Annotated in this window: 12 protein-coding genes; 6 read left to right on the forward strand and 6 right to left on the reverse strand. The window is 72.7% G+C overall.

Going from position 1 to position 16688, the window contains the following annotated elements; translation table 11 throughout:
* Positions 1-84 precede the first annotated feature (84 nt).
* On the reverse strand, positions 85-2541 hold the full coding sequence (locus QQX09_RS13150; RefSeq protein ID WP_301135549.1) for a beta-glucosidase: 2457 nt from the start codon (positions 2539-2541) through the stop codon (positions 85-87).
* Between the two features lie 82 nt (positions 2542-2623).
* On the opposite strand from QQX09_RS13150, the gene QQX09_RS13155 reads away from it, so the two are divergent.
* The 4 genes from QQX09_RS13155 (at position 2624) to QQX09_RS13170 (ending at position 8249) form a co-directional block, all read left to right on the forward strand.
* A complete protein-coding gene (locus QQX09_RS13155; protein ID WP_301135552.1) occupies positions 2624-3199 on the forward strand; it encodes a TetR/AcrR family transcriptional regulator in 576 nt (191 codons plus the stop codon).
* Between the two features lie 87 nt (positions 3200-3286).
* Positions 3287-5884, forward strand: a complete 2598-nt coding sequence (locus QQX09_RS13160) for an alpha-L-rhamnosidase (protein WP_301135554.1) — start codon at positions 3287-3289, stop codon at positions 5882-5884.
* A complete protein-coding gene (locus tag QQX09_RS13165) occupies positions 5881-7110 on the forward strand; it encodes a glycoside hydrolase family 1 protein (RefSeq protein ID WP_301135557.1) in 1230 nt (409 codons plus the stop codon). The genes QQX09_RS13160 and QQX09_RS13165 overlap by 4 nt, the downstream gene beginning before the upstream one ends.
* Entirely contained in the window at positions 7107-8249 is a 1143-nt protein-coding gene (locus QQX09_RS13170) for a serine hydrolase domain-containing protein (RefSeq protein ID WP_301135558.1), read from the forward strand. The genes QQX09_RS13165 and QQX09_RS13170 overlap by 4 nt, the downstream gene beginning before the upstream one ends.
* 7 nt (positions 8250-8256) lie before the next feature.
* Here the strand turns inward: QQX09_RS13170 and QQX09_RS13175 are convergent, their stop codons facing one another.
* Genes QQX09_RS13175 through QQX09_RS13195 form a run of 5 tightly spaced genes read right to left on the reverse strand, consistent with a single transcriptional unit; the run spans position 8257 to position 14347 of the window.
* Positions 8257-8862: a sugar O-acetyltransferase gene (locus QQX09_RS13175; protein ID WP_301135560.1), complete on the reverse strand. Its 606-nt coding sequence runs from the start codon at positions 8860-8862 to the stop codon at positions 8257-8259.
* A gap of 28 nt (positions 8863-8890) precedes the next feature.
* Entirely contained in the window at positions 8891-9385 is a 495-nt protein-coding gene (locus tag QQX09_RS13180) for a phenolic acid decarboxylase (protein WP_301135562.1), read from the reverse strand.
* A 27-nt stretch (positions 9386-9412) separates the two neighbouring features.
* On the reverse strand, positions 9413-10249 hold the full coding sequence (locus QQX09_RS13185) for an alpha/beta hydrolase fold domain-containing protein (protein WP_301135565.1): 837 nt from the start codon (positions 10247-10249) through the stop codon (positions 9413-9415).
* Positions 10250-10257: 8 nt separating this feature from the next.
* Positions 10258-13038 (reverse strand): alpha-L-rhamnosidase, encoded by a 2781-nt coding sequence (locus tag QQX09_RS13190; RefSeq protein ID WP_301135568.1) that lies wholly within the window; start codon positions 13036-13038, stop codon positions 10258-10260.
* A gap of 4 nt (positions 13039-13042) precedes the next feature.
* A complete protein-coding gene (locus QQX09_RS13195) occupies positions 13043-14347 on the reverse strand; it encodes an MFS transporter (protein WP_301135570.1) in 1305 nt (434 codons plus the stop codon).
* A gap of 138 nt (positions 14348-14485) precedes the next feature.
* Between QQX09_RS13195 and QQX09_RS13200 the strand changes: the two genes are divergently transcribed.
* Both QQX09_RS13200 and QQX09_RS13205 read left to right on the forward strand, forming a co-directional pair.
* The gene (locus QQX09_RS13200; protein ID WP_301135571.1) at positions 14486-15502 is read left to right on the forward strand and encodes a LacI family DNA-binding transcriptional regulator; all 1017 of its coding nucleotides are present in this window, start codon (positions 14486-14488) and stop codon (positions 15500-15502) included.
* 65 nt (positions 15503-15567) lie between these two features.
* Positions 15568-16617 (forward strand): NAD(P)-dependent alcohol dehydrogenase, encoded by a 1050-nt coding sequence (locus tag QQX09_RS13205; RefSeq protein ID WP_301135573.1) that lies wholly within the window; start codon positions 15568-15570, stop codon positions 16615-16617.
* Positions 16618-16688: the final 71 nt, after the last annotated feature.

Here is a 16688-nt window from a genome sequence, read left to right on the forward strand (position 1 = left end):
CGCCCCCCGGCCGCGCGGCCACCGGGGGATGGGGGGCGGCCCCCCCTGGGGGGCCCCGCCCCCTGGGCCCGCGTCGACCGAGCGCTACACGGTCTCGACGACGTCGACCGGCACGGTGACGTCCGCGCCCGCCCGCAGGTCCTCCGCGCTGAGTCCGGCGTGGAGCCGGAAGGTGCCCGGCACCGCGGACCAGCCGTCGTGCCAGCGCTGGAACCGGCGCGCCGGGAGCGGCACGGACAGCTGCGCCTCCTCGCCTCCGTCGAGGCGCGCGACGGCGAAGCCGGCGTGCCAGCGCATGGGCATGTCGTCGGCGTCGGCGGGGGCCTCGAGGTAGAGCTGCACCACCACCTTGCCGCGCCGGTCGCCCGTGTTGCGCACGCGCACGCGTGCGGTGGCGTCGCCCGCGAGGGCGTCGCCTGCGACGGTCACCTCGTCCACCTCCCAGGAGGTGTAGCCGAGGCCGTGGCCGAAGGGGAACGCGGGGCGTGCCCCGGACCGGAGCCACGCGCGGTGGCCCACGTGCACGCCCTCGGTGTACGCGAGGTGGCCGTCGACGGGCGCGACCTGCGCGACCGGCACCGAGGCCTCGTCCGCGGGCCAGGTCACGGGGAGGCGGCCTCCCGGCTCCGCGTCCCCGCCGAGCACCGCCGCCAGCGCGGTGCCGAACTCCTGACCCGGGAACCATGCCGCGATGGCCGCGGCGGCGGAGTCGCGCCAGGGGAGCAGGACCGGAGAGCCCGAGTTGACCACGACCACCGTCCGCGGGTTCGCGGCTGTCACCGCGGCGACGAGCGCGTCCTGTGCGCCCGGCAGGGCGAGCGATGTGCGGTCGAAGCCCTCGGACTCGACCTCGCTGGACGTCGACACCACGACGACCGCGACGTCGGCGGCGGCCGCCGCGCGGGCGGCCTCCGCGATGAGCTCGCGTGCCGCGGCGCGCACGGGGGGCAGTCCGACGCCGAGCGCGATCGAGTCCGGGATGCCGCCCTCCACCGGCGTGATCTTGACCACGATCTCGAGGGGCCCGCCGTTCGCGGGCAGCTCTATCTCCTCGAACGGGGGGTTGAGTACCGCCGTCGCGGGGTCGTCCCCCGGGCGGGTGCGGAGCGAGCCTCGCGCCGCCTCGGCGCCGTTCACGAGCACGCGGTAGTCCGAGAGCCCCGCGACGCCGAACGGCACCGTGTCGCCGGGAACCTCGGGCGAGTAGGTGAAGGCGAGCTCGACGGTCGCGGCGCGCAGCGCCTTCGACTCCGCGTCGAACGACACGACGCGGGAGGCCGTGCGCGTCTCCTCGTCGAGCACGCCGCCGTCCCCGTCGAGGTAGCGGACGCGCATGCCCGGCTCGCCGGACGGCGTGCGGAGGCGGTCGACGGGGATGTCCGCGAGGCCCGACTGCACGACCGCGCCCCGCGACCATGACACCGCGGCCTCCGGCCATCGCGCGGCGATCCCGTCGAGCGGGCTCGACACGGTCGCGGGGATCACCGTCGCGCTCCCTCCGCCCTGGGTGCGGGCGTCGCGCGCTCCCTCGCCGATCACGGCGATGGACCGCGGCGTGTCGAGCGGCAGGATGCCGTCGTTGCTCAGCAGGACCATGCCGGCCTCGGACGCCTCGCGGGCGGTCGCCACCGTCGCCTCCGCCGCGGGCGCGGCGATCCGCGCGGGCTCCGGCGCGCCCTCGAGGGCGCCGACCCTCGTGGCCAGGCGCAGGATGCGCCTCACCTTGTCGTCGACGATCTCCTCGGCGATGTCGCCGCGGCGCACCGCGGCGACGAGCGCGTCTCCCCAGGGCGACGCGGGTCCGGGCATCGCGAGGTCCTGTGCGGCGCGCGCGCTGTCGAGCGACCGCACGGCGGTCCAGTCGGAGACCACGACGCCGTCGAAGCCCCACTCGTCCTTGAGGGGCGTGCGCAGCAGCTCGTGCTCGCTCGCCGTCGTGCCGTTGATCGCGTTGTAGGCGCTCATGACGAGCCAGGCGCCGCCCTCGGTGACCGGTCCCTCGAACGCGGCGAGGTAGACCTCTCGGAGCGTGCGCTCGTCGACGTCGGACGATGCGGTGAAGCGCTCGGTCTCGGCGTCGTTGGCGACGTAGTGCTTGGCCGTCGCGCCGACCCCATGGTCCTGGATGCCGGCCACGTAGGCGGTCGCGATCGTCGAGGTGAGCAGCGGATCCTCGCTGAAGGCCTCGAAGTGGCGGCCGCCGTAGGGCGAGCGTTGGATGTTGATCGTCGGGGCGAGCACCACGTCGACGTTCTTGCGGCGAGCCTCGGCGCCCAGGCCGTTGCCGACCTCGCGGACGAGCTCGGGGTCCCACGATGCGGCGATGGCCGTCGGCGAGGGGAGGTTCACGGAGGGGCTGCGCTCGTCCCACGTGTCGCCCCGGACGCCGGCCGGCCCGTCCGACATCACCATGGGTCGCAATCCGATGGACTCGATGCCGTGCAGCGACCAGCTGTCCCGGCCGGTGAGGAGCAGGACCTTCTCCTCGACGGAGAGGCGGGAGAGCGCCGCCTCGATCAACGGCTCGTGCGCCGTGGCCATGTGAACCTCCTTGTTCGGCAGATGACCCGATCGTAACGCAAAACCAATCAATGATTGGGCCCGTCGTCTGTACGATGCGCTTATGCAGCCGAGGGGTTCGTACGCAAAGGGGCTCGCGAAGCGCGAGGAGATCCTCGACGCCGCGCTGGAGTGCTTCGTCGACAAGGGCTACGACCGCACGTCCGTGCGCGAGATCGCGAGGGCCGTCGGGCTGAGCCAGGCGGGGCTGCTCCACCACTTCCCGAACAAGGAGTCGCTCTTCCTCGAGGTGCTGCGGCGTCGCGACGAGCAGTCCGTGTCGGGCAACGAGGAGCGCGGTGTGCACTCGGTGCACGGCCTGATCGACGCCGTCGAGCGGAACAGCTCGCAGGCGGGGCTCGTCGGGCTGTACGTCGTGATGTCGGCCGAGAGCGCGCACACCGAGGGCCTGGCGCGCGAGTTCTTCCGCGGCCGCTACGCGTGGGTGCTCGACGATATCGCCGCCGACGTCGAGCGCATGCAGCGCGAGGGGCAGATGATCAGCCGCCTCACCGCCCGCGAGATCGCCTCGCTCCTGGTGGCCGCGGCCGACGGCCTCCAGATCCAGTGGCTCCTGGATCCCGAGGGCGTCGACATGACCGAGCGCATGCGCGCGCTCGTCGCCGCCTTCGAGTCCTGACATCCCGCGAGGGCGTTTGCCCTCCCGCGCGCCATGCAATACCGTTCAATGAACGGGACTCCGTGAGTCCGGATTCGAAGGAGAGTCATGGCCCTTGAGGTGACGCGCGTCCGCATCGAGCACCACGCGCCCGGGAGGATCGGCATCGGCGAGACAAGGCCACGCCTGTCCTGGCAGATCGCGGGCGCGGAGCCCGGCTTCGTTCAGCGCGAGGTGGAGGTGCGCCTGTCCCGGACGATGCCGGGGGAGTCGCCCGTCACCGGTGTGATCGCGCTCGAGGGGCCCGATCAGGTGCTGGTCCCCTGGCCCGGCGAGGACCTGCGCTCGCGCGAGGCGTTCGAGGTCGCCGTGCGCGTCCGCGACGCGGGGGCGTGGAGCGCGTGGAGCGATGCGACCGTCGCCGAGGTGGGCCTGCTGCGCGCCGACGACTGGAGCGCGCGACCCGTGGGCGCGGCCGGCGATCCGGGCGCCGGGCCGCATCGGCGACCCGAGCGCCTTCGACGGGAGTTCGCCCTTCCGGCCGGGATCCGCCGGGCCCGCGCCTACGTCACCGCGCACGGCGTCATCGAGCTCGAGATCAACGGGCAGCGGGTGGGCGACGAGATCCTCACCCCCGGCTGGACCTCGTACCGCCACCGCCTGCGTTACGCGACCTTCGACGTCACCGACCTGCTGCGCGCGGGCGACAACGCGATCGGCGCCTGGCTCGGCGATGGATGGTGGCGCGGACGCCTGGGCTTCGGCGGCGGCCTCAAGGACGTCTACGGCGACCGGCTCGCCGCGATCGTGCAGCTCGAGGTGGAGGCCGAGGACGGCACCGTCGCGCGCATCGTGACGGACGACTCCTGGTCCGCCGGGCCGGGTCCCATCCTGATGAGCGACCTCTACGACGGCGAGCGGTACGACGCCCGCGAGGAGGGCGACGGCTGGACCCTGCCGGGCTACGCGGCGGAGGGCTGGGCGCCCGTCACCATCCGCGACGACGGGGGCGCCGCGCTGGTCGCGCCGACCGGCCCGCCGCTGCGGGTGGTCGAGACCCTCGATCCCGTCGCCGTGGAGGCGAAGGGCGAGGGGCGGTACATCCTCGACTTCGGCCAGAACCACTCCGGGAGGCTGCGTCTCCGGGCGGACGGCCCGGAGGGCACGCTGATCCGGCTGCGCCACGCCGAGGTGCTCGTCGACGGCGAGCTGTGCACCGAGCCGCTGCGCACCGCCGAGGTCACCGACGAGCTCACCCTCGCCGGCGGATCCACCGAGTGGACGCCGCGGTTCACGATCCACGGCTACCGGTACGCCGAGGTGTCCGGCTGGCCGGGCGACCTCGCGCCGGGCGACGTCGTCTCCGAGGTCATCCACTCCGACATGGAGCGTCTCGGCTGGTTCGAGTCCTCGGACCCGCTGGTAGACCGCCTGCACGAGAACGTGGTGTGGAGCCTGCGCGGCAATTTCGTCGACATCCCCACCGACTGCCCGCAGCGCGACGAGCGCCTGGGCTGGACCGGCGACATCCAGGCCTTCGCGCCCACCGCATCGTTCCTCTACGACGTGACCGGGCTGCTCGGCTCGTGGCTCCAGGACCTTGCGGCGGAGCAGATCGAGTACGACTGGGTGCCGCCGTACGTGCCCTACCTCGAGATCCCACCCTTCGACAAGCTGCCCCGCGACCCGATGGCCGTGTGGGGCGACGTCGCGCTGCTCACGCCCCTGGCGCTGTTCGAGCGCACGGGCGACCGCGGCCTGCTCGAGCGCCAGTACGCGAGCGCGCAGGCCTGGCTCGCCTCGGTGGAGGCGGGGGCGGGGCCGGACCGGATCTGCGCCGGCACCGAGCAGCTGGGCGACTGGCTCGACCCGAATGCGCCGCCGGAGGACCCGACGCGCGCGATGACCGACCGCTACCTGGTCGCGACCGCCTACTTCGCGTGGTCCGCGCGGCGCCTCGCGCGCACGGCCGAGCACCTGGACCGCCCGGACGATGCGGCGCGCTACGACGCGCTCGCGGACGAGGTGACCGAGGCGTACGCGGCGCGGTACATCACGCCCGACGGCCGCGTCCAGGACGACAGCCAGACGGCCTACGCGCTCACCGAGGCCTTCGGGCTGTGGCCCGACGAGGCCACGCGCGAGCGCGGGACGGCGCGGATGGCGGAGCTCGTCGACGCGGCCGACGGCCGGGTGTCGACCGGCTTCGCGGGCACGCCGCTCGTCACCGACGCCCTGTCCGGCTCGGGCCACCTCGAGGCTGCGTACCGGATGCTCGAGTGCCAGGAGGCCCCCTCGTGGCTGTACGCCGTGCTCAACGGCGGCACCACCATCTGGGAGCGCTGGGACAGCCTCCGGCCGGACGGCACCGTCAACGCCGGCGACATGACCTCGTTCAACCACTACGCGCTGGGCGCGATCGCGGACTGGATGCACCGCGTGGTCGCCGGCATCGAGGCGGTCGAGCCCGGGTGGCACCGGATCCGGTTCGCGCCGCGTCCCGGCGGATCGCTCACGCACGCGGCGGCACGCCACCTCACGCCCTACGGCGAGGCGTCGATCTCGTGGGAGCTGTCCGACGGCACGCTCGCGGTGGACGTCACGGTGCCGGTCGGCGCGACGGCGTTGCTCGACATGGGCGACGGCGAGCGGGAGCTCGGGCATGGCACGCACCGCGCCTCGGTCGCGTGGCCCCCGGCCGGATGAGCGCTCGCGACTTCCCCGAGGGCTTCCTCTGGGGCGCGGCCACCGCGGCGCACCAGGTCGAGGGCCAGAACGTCAACTCCGACTGGTGGGCCTTCGAGCACGCCGCGTTCTCCGCGGCGCGCGAGAGCTCGGGCGACGGGATCGACCACCGCCGCAGGTTCCGCGAGGACTTCGACCTGCTCGCGTCGCTGGGGCACAACGCCCACCGGCTGTCGGTCGAATGGGCGCGCATCGAGCCGGCGCCGGGGGAGTTCTCACAGCTTGAGCTCTCGCACTACCGCGAGGTCCTGCTCGCGCTGCGCGAGCGTGGCCTCACCTCGTTCGTGACTCTTTACCACTTCACGCTGCCGCGGTGGTTCGCCGAGCGCGGCGGCTGGACGGCGCACGACGCTCTCGACCTGTTCGCGCGCTACTGCGCGGTGGTGATGCGGGCGCTCGGCGACGTGGCGGACATGGTCTGCACGGTCAACGAGCCGCAGATGGTGGCGCTCCACGGCTACCTCGAGGGGTACCACCCGCCGGGCGTCACGAACCCCACCCTCTGGAAGCGCGTGGGCCGCACCCTGCTCGAGGCGCATCACCGTGCGGTGCGCGAGGTGCATGCGGCCTCGGACGCACCGGTCGGGCTCGTGGTCCAGCTGCCCCTGCTCGCGCCCGCCCGGGACGATGCGGTGACGCGGGCGTTCTGCGACGAGATGACCGCGGAGATCGTGGACCTGTACCTCGACGGCCTCCGTCCCGGGGACGGCGGGGACTGGCTCGGCGTGCAGTACTACCGCAAGAACTGGGTCGACCCCGTCCTGCCGACGTACTTCGCCCCGCCGCCGCCCGGCACGCCCGTCACCCAGATGGGCTGGGCGGTCCACCCGGAGGGCCTCGCGGCGATGCTGCGCCGGGCCTCCGCGACGGGGCTGCCGCTGTACGTCACCGAGAACGGGATCGCCACGGCCGACGACGAGGAGCGCGTCGACTACCTCGAGTCCCACCTGGGCGCCGTCGCCCGGGTGATCGGGGAGGGCCTCGACGTGCGGGGCTACCTGCACTGGTCCGCCTTCGACAACTTCGAGTGGTCCGAGGGCTACCGGCCCCTGTTCGGCCTGATCGCGGTGGATCGCGCGCATGGCTTCACCCGCACCCCCAAGCCGAGCGCCCACGCCTTCGCTCGGGTAGCCCGCACCGGGCGCCTGGCGGCGCTCCGCGACACCGATGAGGAGACCACCGCATGAGCGCCACCCGGATGCACGGGCACGTCGACCCGCGCTTCGCCCCGATCCGCGAGATGCTCGACGGCTTCCTCGTTCGGGACCCGTCGCTCAGCGCCCAGCTGTGCGTCCACGTCCGCGGCGAGCGCGTGATCGACCTGGTCGGCGGCGAGTCGCTCGACCACGACTCGGTCACGGGCGTCTACTCCGCCACGAAGGGCATCGCCGCGCTCACCATCGCGCGCCTGCTCGACTCCCGCGCGCTGGCGCTCGACGCCCCGGTGGCCGAGCACTGGCCCGAGTTCGCCGATGCGGGCAAGGACCGCGTGACCGTCGGGGACCTCCTGTCGCACCGCGCGGGCCTGCCGATCCTCGACGACGTCGTGCCCCTCGACGAGCTGACCTCCTCGGCGCCGGCAGCGGCGCGGCTCGCCGCCCAGCTGCCGCTGTGGGTGCCGGGGACCGCCTTCGGGTACCACGGCATCACCATCGGCATCCTGATCGAGGAGCTGGTGCGACGCGTCGAGGGGCGCGAGCTGCGCGACGCGCACGAGGCGGAGATCCGCGCGCCGCGCGACGCGGATTTCTTCATCGGGCTCCCCGCCTCCGAGGACCACCGCTACGTCGATGTGCGCCCCATGCGGCCCACGGAGGAGCAGGCGGCCGAGCTCGCGAGCCGCCCCCAGGGCGATCCCGTCCTCACGCGCATGTTCGCCAACTTCGAGGCGGGGGACGAGTGGTCGGAGTCGGGGGTCAGCACCAACAACCCCGACGTGCGCCGCGCCGGCCCCGCCGGGATCGGCGGCGTGGGCTCCGCGCGCGGCCTCGCGCGCCTCTACTCGGATGCGCTGCCCGGAGCGGAGCGACCCATCGCCTCGCAGGAGACCTTCGCCGCGATGCGGCAGATGCGCTCGTGGGGCATCGACCGCACGCTCGGCGTGCCCAACGCGTTCGGCACGGTGTTCATGGTGCCGCAGCCCCGTCAGCCCTTCGGCAGCCACCGGGCGTTCGGCCACGACGGCGGTGGCGGCGCCCTCGCCTTCGCGGATCCCGAGACCGGCGTCGCGTTCGGCTACATCCCGGTACCGATGCAGTACCCCGGGGGAGCGGACCCTCGCGCGGTCGCGATCGCGCGCGAGGTGCGCGCGCTCGCGTCCGCGTGAGGACCGGCTACGCGCGGTAGCCGGTCGCGCGGATCACCCGTGCTGGCACGCCCGCGACGATCGTGTCCGGCGGCACGTCGCGGGTGACCACGGCACCGGCGCCCACGATCGCGCCGTCGCCGATGGTGACGCCGGGCACCACGGTGACGGAGGCCCCGATCCAGACCTTGCGGCCGATGGTCACCGGCGCGGGGATCATGTCGCCGCGACGCGCCGGGTCCTCGGCGTGGTTGAGCGTCGTGAGGGTCGTGCCGTGGCCGATCAGGGTGTCGTCGCCGATGGTGATGCCGCCGGCGTCCTGGAAGCGGCAGCCCATGTTGATGAACACCCGCGCGCCGAGGTGGAGGTTGCGGCCGAACTCGCAGTGGAAGGGCGGGAAGAGCGTCACGCTCGCCTCCACGGGTTCGCCGGTCAGGTCGGCGAGCAGGTCGCGCACCTCGTCCGGCGTGCGGTACCCCGAGTTGAGCTCGGCGGTGACGCGCAGCGCGTGCTGCGCCGCGTGGTGCATGACCTCGTGGAGCGGCGATCCGGCCGTGAGCACCGCGCCTGTGTCGAGATGCGCGACGAGGTCCCGCACCGTCGGGCCTGTGCCGTGCTGCGGGACCTCGTTCATGCTTGGATCCTAGGTCGGATGCGCGGCGTCAGGCGGGCACCGGATCCGCGAGGAAGTCCGCGGGGAGCTCGGACGGGGCGCACGCGATCACGGAGTCGTCGTCGGCGCCGACCTCGTCGATGCGCAGGATCGTCGCGCCCTCGACCACCACGTGCAGGGGGTAGATGGGGCCCTCGGCGCGGTACGCGAGCATCTGGTCTATGTGGTCGTTCTGGAACAGCACGGTGCGTTCGGGGTGCTCGTGGACCCAGCGTGGGAAGAAGATCGTGCCGTGGATCGAGCCGGCATCGGGGACGAACGTGACCACGACGGAGGTGCCGGTGGGCTCGGTCCAGGAGATCTTGTGCACGCCCGGGGCGATCTCGGTGAGGTCGACCGTCTGGTCCTTGACCCAGCGTCCGCCGACCATGCCGGAGTGGATGCGGTAGTCGATGGTGGTGGCGTTCTTGACGTACAGCTCGTACGTCCACCCGTTGTCGTAGGTGTAGAGGAAGCGGTGGCCGACGATGCTTGTGGCGGACATGGTTCTCCTGGCGGATGAGGGGAGCGGTCAGGCGACCGCGGGGCTGGTGGGGACTGCGGCCGGCGCGTGCGCGGCGATCCACGCGGACATGCGGTCCACGGTGCGGGCCGCGCCCGGCTGGTCGAACTCGTTGAGGTAGCCGTGCCACGTGCCCGGCTCGTGCGCGACGGTGACGTCCACCCCGGCGGCCGCGAGGTCCGCGGCGAAGGCCTCGCCGGACGGGCGGAGGTCGTCGACGTCGGCGTTGAGCACGAGCGCGGACGGCAGGCCGGAGAGATCGCCATGGGCGGGGAACGCGTACGGGTGGTGGAGCAGCTCGGGCTCGCCCACGTAGTTGAGGTTCAGCTCGACGCAGCGGTCGACGGGGAAGCGCGCCTCCTCCGGCAGCTCGGCGAGCCTCGCCGCGAGCTCGGCCGACGGCTTCGGCAGCTCGTCGTGCAGCACGGGGTAGATGAGCAGCATGGACGCCGCGACGGGCAGCCCGGTGTCGCGGATGCGGAGCGACGCCGCCGCGGCGAGGTTGCCGCCCGCGCTCGCGCCGCCGATGTGCCAGCGCGCCGCGGGGACGCCTAGCGCATCGTCCTCGGTGGCCCACCTCCAGGCGGCGTCGACGTCGTCGCCGGGCACGGGGAAGAGGACGCCGTCCACCGCGAGGCGGTAGCCCACGGATGCGACGGTGAGGCCGGTCGCGGCGAGCGCGAGGCTCGCCTCGTGCGCCTCGGGCATGTCGAGGTCGCCGATCATGAAGCCGCCGCCGTGGATCCACAGCAGCGCGTCACCGTTCGGGGTCTCGGGGACGTACAGGCGCAACGGCACCTCGCCGTGGGGTCCGGGGACGGTGATGTCGCGGATGTCGACGTTCATGACTCTCCTTATGCGTGGGTGGCGGTGAGCACATGCGTGCCGTGCCGCAGGGCGGTGGGCGCGTCGGTGCGCCACGTCGGGGGGAGCTCGACCTCGGCCGTGACCCCCACCGGGACCTCGACGGTCACGGTGGACCGCGCATCGTCCCTCTCCCACGCGACCGCGAGGCGGCCGTACGGGGTGTCGACGTGCGCGCGCGAGCGGGTGAGGTCGCCGTCGAGGTCGGGGGCGATGCGTGAGCGCCGGTAGCCGGGCGCGATCAGCTCGATGCCGGCCTGGCGGCGGATGATCCAGTCGACCACGCACCCGAAGGCGTAGTGGTTCATGGACATCTCCTCGACCGTGCCGTCCTCGTGGACCGCGCGCCATGCCTCCCAGATGGTGGTCGCGCCCATCTCCACCTCGTAGAGCCACGAGGGGACGGTGTCCTGGACCAGCAGGCGGCGCGCGAGGTCGCGCTCGCCGTGGTCCCACAGCACGTCGAGCAGGTAGGGGACGGACAGGAAGCCGGTGTCGAGGTGGTCGCCAGCCCCGTGGACGAGGGTCACGAGCCGCTCGACCAACCGCGGACGCAGCGCCTCGGGCGCCATGTCGAAGGCGAGCGCGAGCACGTACATGCCCTGGAGATCGGGCGTCATCTCGCCGTCGGGCCCGATGTACTCCGCGGCGAAGGCCGCACGCACCGCGGCGAGACGCGCCTCGAGCGCGGCGGCACGCTCGTGGTTGCCCAGCTCGGCCTCGGCGCGCGCGAGCAGCTGCAGCGAGCACACCTGGAAGACGGGGCCGACGATCTCCGAGGTCTGCACGGGTGCGCGGAGGATCGCGTCGCCGGGGTGCTCGTCGAAGCCCACCATGGTGGACGGGGTGAGCCAGTCGCCGAAGTGGAGCGAGCCGTTCCACAGCAGTGCGTGGCGCGCCTCGCGCTCGGGGGTGGGGGCTGCGTCCGCGAGCCAGGCGGGCTGGATCGACGCGGCCTGCGCGGTCTGGAACTCGACCCACGTGCGCATCGCGTCGAGGTTGTCGGCGAGGAAGCGGGGGTCGCCGTAGTGGCGGTAGAGGGCCCACGGGGCGATCGTGATCGCGTCGGCCCAGCCGGCGGGGGTGCGGATCTCGCCGAAGATGGTGCCGGCGCCGAAGTCGCCGCCCATGGCCGGGGGCTCGGGGACGATGGCGGACACGCCGCCGTCGCGGCGGTCCTGGTCGCGGCGCACGTCGGCGAGCCACCGCTCGAGGAAGGCGGCGACGCCCATGAGCGTCGAGGCCGTCTCGGCGAAGATCTGGAGGTCGCCCGTGTAGCCCGCGCGCTCGCGCTGCGGGCAGTCGGTGGGCACCGCGAGGAAGTTCGAGCGCTGCGACCACACCGTGTTGCGGAACAGCTGGTCCAGCCGGGGGTCCGAGGTCTCCAGCGCTGCGGTCTGCTCGAGGTCGCTCGCGATCACCACGGCCGTGAGGTCCGCGGGCGCCGGCGTGCCGGGCCAGCCGATCAGCCGGACGTAGCGGAAGCCGTGGAACGTGTAGTCGGGCTCCCATGACTCGCCGCCGGGGACGCCGGCGAGCACGTACTCGTCGGCCTGGTCCTTGGCGAAGCCGGTGACGTTGAGCACCAGGTTGCCGTCGGGGCCGAGCACCTCGGCGTGCTCGAGCCGCACCGTGGTGCCGCGCTCGCCCTCGACGCGGAACCGGACGCGGCCGGCGAGCACCTGGCCGAAGTCGACGAGCAGGTCGCCGTTCGGCGCGGTCCACACGCGCTGGGCGGGGACCTCCATGGCGCGGCGGACGGGCTCGCCGTGGAACGGGTGGATCGGGGAGTCGAAGGCGACCGCCGTGCAGGGCGTCCAGGCGTCGGCGACGGCGGGGGAGAAGCCGGGGGCGTCCCAGCCAGGCTCGTCGAGGCGCGCGTCCCGGCGCTCGCCGATGAAGAGGTCGGACCAGTCGATCGGGCCGCGCGCGGAGGCGACCTCGGCGGCGTCGGGGATCAGGGTGGTGTTGGTGCCGTCGGCGTGCTCGAGCTCGAGCTGCCAGCTCGCGCGAAGCGTGTCGCCGTACTGGGCGCTGCGGCCGAGGAACGAGATGCGTCCCGCCCACCAACCATCGGCCAGCTCGACGCCCAGGACGTTGTCGCCCTCCCGCAGCAGCGCCGTGACGTCGTGCGACACCACGGGCATCGACAGCTCGTAGCTCTCGTAGCCCGGGCCGAACAGCGCATCGTCCACGCGCGCGCCGTTGAGCGAGGCCTGGTGGATGCCCTGGGAAGTGATGCGGAGGATCGCGCGCCGCGGCGCGCGGGGAAGAGTGAAAGCGTGGCGCAGGCGGCGCGGCGGGTGCAGGCGCTCGGCGAGGGGGACGCCTGCGACCTTCTCGACGGAGGCGGCCACCAGGTCGGGGCGGGGGTTGGTGGGGCCCTCGGCCACCACGCGCTCCTGCGCGGGCTCGATCCACGGAGCCTTCCATCCGTCGTGGGCGATGCCGAAGGACGATGCGGCGGTCAGGACGGTGCCGTCCGTGAGGGTGGCCTCGACGGACCAGGAGTAGGCGGCGCCGCGGCGGCCCGCGAAGCCTGGGACCTCGACGGCGACGCAGGCGTCGGACGCGACCGTGCCGGTGTCCGCGGCGACGGCGCCGTCGAGGTCGGTGAGGACGATGCGGTAGCTGGATTGCGCGACGCCCTCCCTCGCTCCCGCCTCGATCCTCCACGCGAAGCCCGGTGAGTTCCGGGACAGGGCGAGCGGCGAGTCGAGGTGGTCCACCCGGAGGTGGGTGAGAGCGGGGGAGGGCGTCGTGCGGGTCATGCGATCAGGACTCCTGGAGGGCGGGAACCGGGGCGGTGGCGCCGTCGACGGCGACCTCGCCCTCGCTGGCGAAGGTGGTCACGGTGTTCTTCGAGAAGAACACGTACGCAACGATCAGGCCCGTGGCGACGCCGAGGGCGAGCACGCCGTAGAACGCCTGGCCGCTGTTGAGCAGCAGCGCCGGGGTGAAGGCCGCGAGCGCCGAGGCGGCGAGGCGGGCAAAGGCGACGATGCTGCCCTGCGCGGTGGAGCGCAGCATGGTCGGGAAGGACTCCTGCGTCCAGACCTTCATGATCCCCTCGAACGCGAACGCGCCGCCGACGGTCGACACGAACAGCGAGGCGACCAGGGTGGTGAGCGTGAGGCCGCCAACGACCATGATGAGCGGTGCAGCGACCAGGAAGACGCCGCCGAGGACGTAGAACGGCATGCGGTACCTGGTGTCGATGACGCGCATGGCGATGAGACCGATGAGGCCGCCGACCACCATCGAGATGAGCGCCCACCGGTTGAACTCCTCGACGGTCGACCCGGCGATCTGCGTGGCGATGAACGTGTTGAACTGGCCGTTCGTGTTCATGTACAGGTTGGTGAGGCCGTAGAACGCGAGCAGCACGATGAACGGCTTGGCGTAGGGGCCGGTGAGAAGGTCCTTGACGCTGGTGCTCTGCGCACGGGCGGTCTGGACGCCCGCGCGACGCTCGTCGCGGGCGGCGAGCCACGTCGTCGACTCGGGGATGGTCACACGGCCGATGAAGACGAGCACGGCCATGACGCCGACGAGGCCGAACATGATCTGGCCGCTGATCCGGCCGAGGTCACCGGCGAAGGAGGCGAGGACGATCACCGAGATGATGCCGGCGAGCCACAGCAGGTTCGACAGCAGGATGATCTTGCCCCGGTTCTTGTCCGTGGCCGCCTCGGAGATGGTCGCGAGCGACACGGGGAGGTCCGCGCCGACGCCCAGGCCGATGAGCACGATGGCGACGAGCAGCACCGGGAAGGTGGCGCCGAAGATCGCGAGCGCCGTGCCGGCGATGATCATCGCCATCGTGGTGAGGAATACCTTGCGGCGACCGAACGTGTCGCCCAGACGCCCGCCGACCACGGCACCGATCGCCACCGAGAAGCCGAGCGCGCTCTGAAGGTAGCCGTAGTGGTCGGGCGACAGCCCGATGGTCCCCATGTAGATCGCCAGGGCGATGCCGCTGGCCACGATTGCCGCGGCGTCGATATAGGACGCCATACCTGCGACGATGCCCACCCACCACTCGTTGGGGGTGCGGCGAGAAGCTGTCAGCTCCGACATCTCTTGCTCCGTTCTTCTTTGAACCGCCTCCGTAGAGGCTACAGTCACACGTGTGAGTGACGTTGCCAAGGACGCTAAACCAGTCAATGATTGGTGTCAAGTCGAGGCGTCGACGGGATCGCGATGGAGGGATCAGGAATGAACAGGGTGACCGCCGCCGACGTGGCAGCCGCGGCCGGGGTGTCACGGTCGACCGTGAGCTACGTCCTCAACGGGTCCGATCGGGTGCGGTTCCCCGAGTCGACAGTGGCGCGTGTCCTCGAGGCCGCCGCGCGCCTCAACTACACGCCGAACGCGGCGGCGAGCTCCTTGCGCCGCGGCCGCTCGGATGTGGTGCTCGCGGTGCTCCACGACATGCCTCACGGCACCGCGCTGGGGCGGCTGCTCGACGAGCTCACCGCCGTGGTCGCCGCGCAGGGGCGGTCCCTGGTGACGTGGGCCGCGCGGGAGGGGAGTGCGCTCGCCGACGTGCTGCGGGACCTCACACCGCGCGTGATCGTCGAGCTCATGCCGTTCGGCGACGAGGACCGCGCGACGGCCGCCGGCTCGGGCGTGCCCGTGCTGTCGGCGATCGACGCGCTCCTGGACCTCGAGTCGCACGTCGGTGCCGCCCAGGTCGACCACCTCGCGGGGCTCGGGCATCGCCGCGTCGGGGTCGTGACCGTCGACGAGCCGCGCGTCGAGGTCTTCGCTCGCGCGCGCCGCGCGTCCGCGGCGGATGCGCTGCGCCGCCACGGTCTCGCCGCGCCGCCGGTGGCGGTGATGGGCGAGGCCGGTGCAGCGGCTGCGGACGTGCTCGCGGAGTCGCTGCGCGAGTGGACGCGGGGTCCGGATCCCGTGACCGCGGTCGCCTGCTACAACGACCTGTTCGCCGCCATCACCTGTGCGGCCGCCGAGCGCGCCGGGCTGTCCGTGCCGCACGACCTCGCCGTCGTCGGCGTCGATGACGAGCCTCTCGGGGCCTGGCTGTCTCCCACGCTCACGACCGTCCGTGTCGACCTCCCCGCGCTCGCGACCGCGATCGCCGCCGCCCTCGCGGGCGACGCGCGCTCGCGCGACGTCGATGTGATCGGCGAGGGCCGCGACGTGGCCCTCGTGGTGCGCGGGACGAGCGGGGCGCCGCGATCCGGGTCGGTGGATCAGACCAGTCGTTGACCGGTATTGTGAGGCGGGCGTCCCGATCCCGCGGAGGCGCCGCGTGCCGAGCCGAAGGAGCCCCCATGCCTGCCGTCAAGGCGATCGTCGCCACCGACCCCACGGGACCGCTCACCGTGGGCACCGTCATCCGGCGCGATCCCGGCCCGCGGGACGTCCTCATCGAGATCGTGTGGTCGGGCGTCTGCCACTCCGACATCCACACCGTGCGCGGCGACTGGGGGCCGGTGCAGTACCCGCTCGCCGTCGGCCACGAGATCGCCGGCATCGTCACCGCGGTGGGTGACGAGGTGACGTCCCATGCCGTGGGTGACCGCGTGGGTGTGGGATGCATGGTCGGGTCGTGCCGCGAGTGCGACAACTGCCGTGCTGGTCAGGAGCAGTACTGCGAGCGAGGCTTCGTCGCCACCTACGCCGGCGTCGACGAGGATGGCACCGTGACGCAGGGCGGGTACGCGACCCACGTCGTGGTCGCCGAGGACTTCGTGCTGCGCATCCCCGATGCGCTTCCGTTCGACAAGGTCGCTCCGCTGCTGTGCGCTGGTATCACCACCTTCTCGCCGCTGCGCCACTGGAACGTGGGACCGGGCATGCGCGTGGCGGTCGTCGGGATGGGCGGCCTCGGCCACCTCGCCGTGAAGATCGCGCATGCGATGGGCGCCGAGGTGACCGTCCTCTCGCAGAGCCTGCGCAAGCGCGACGACGGCCTCGCGTTCGGCGCCGATCATTTCTACGCGACGAGCGACCCCGCGACGTTCACGACGCTCGCGCGGAGCTTCGACCTCATCCTCAACACGGTCAGCGCGCCGCTGGTCCTCGACGACTACCTCGGGCTCCTTGCCCTCGACGGCACGTTCGTGAGCGTGGGCGCCCCGCCCGAGCCTGCCTCGGTCACGCTGTTCACGCTCTTCACCAACCGGCGACGCTTCGCGGGTTCGAGCATCGGCGGCATCCGCGAGACCCAGGAGATGCTCGACTTCTGTGCCGAGCACGGCGTCGTGCCCGAGGTCGAGGTCATCGCGGCCGACCAGATCAACAAGGCCTGGGAGAAGGTCGTCGCGGGCGACGTGCGCTACCGGTACGTCATCGACATCTCCACGCTCGCGCAGGGCTGACGCCTGCCGCGTGCGCCGCGTGCGCCGCGTGGGCGGTGGCCCGGTGGCGGGTACTGCGGGAACCCCCTTGC

The sequence above is a fragment of the Demequina litoralis genome (assembly GCF_030418455.1).
Taxonomy (GTDB): domain Bacteria; phylum Actinomycetota; class Actinomycetes; order Actinomycetales; family Demequinaceae; genus Demequina; species Demequina litoralis.

What these genes read in the sequence shown, in the direction of transcription:
- QQX09_RS13150 (WP_301135549.1), bottom strand. Translation starts at nt 2,541, where the DNA reads ATGGCCACGGCGCACGAGCCGTTGATCGAGGCGGCGCTCTCCCGCCTC.
- QQX09_RS13160 (WP_301135554.1), top strand. Translation starts at nt 3,287, where the DNA reads ATGGCCCTTGAGGTGACGCGCGTCCGCATCGAGCACCACGCGCCCGGG.
- QQX09_RS13200 (WP_301135571.1), top strand. Translation starts at nt 14,486, where the DNA reads ATGAACAGGGTGACCGCCGCCGACGTGGCAGCCGCGGCCGGGGTGTCA.
- QQX09_RS13155 (WP_301135552.1), top strand. Translation starts at nt 2,624, where the DNA reads ATGCAGCCGAGGGGTTCGTACGCAAAGGGGCTCGCGAAGCGCGAGGAG.
- QQX09_RS13190 (WP_301135568.1), bottom strand. Translation starts at nt 13,038, where the DNA reads ATGACCCGCACGACGCCCTCCCCCGCTCTCACCCACCTCCGGGTGGAC.
- QQX09_RS13185 (WP_301135565.1), bottom strand. Translation starts at nt 10,249, where the DNA reads ATGAACGTCGACATCCGCGACATCACCGTCCCCGGACCCCACGGCGAG.
- QQX09_RS13170 (WP_301135558.1), top strand. Translation starts at nt 7,107, where the DNA reads ATGAGCGCCACCCGGATGCACGGGCACGTCGACCCGCGCTTCGCCCCG.
- QQX09_RS13165 (WP_301135557.1), top strand. Translation starts at nt 5,881, where the DNA reads ATGAGCGCTCGCGACTTCCCCGAGGGCTTCCTCTGGGGCGCGGCCACC.
- QQX09_RS13175 (WP_301135560.1), bottom strand. Translation starts at nt 8,862, where the DNA reads ATGAACGAGGTCCCGCAGCACGGCACAGGCCCGACGGTGCGGGACCTC.
- QQX09_RS13180 (WP_301135562.1), bottom strand. Translation starts at nt 9,385, where the DNA reads ATGTCCGCCACAAGCATCGTCGGCCACCGCTTCCTCTACACCTACGAC.
- QQX09_RS13195 (WP_301135570.1), bottom strand. Translation starts at nt 14,347, where the DNA reads ATGTCGGAGCTGACAGCTTCTCGCCGCACCCCCAACGAGTGGTGGGTG.
- QQX09_RS13205 (WP_301135573.1), top strand. Translation starts at nt 15,568, where the DNA reads ATGCCTGCCGTCAAGGCGATCGTCGCCACCGACCCCACGGGACCGCTC.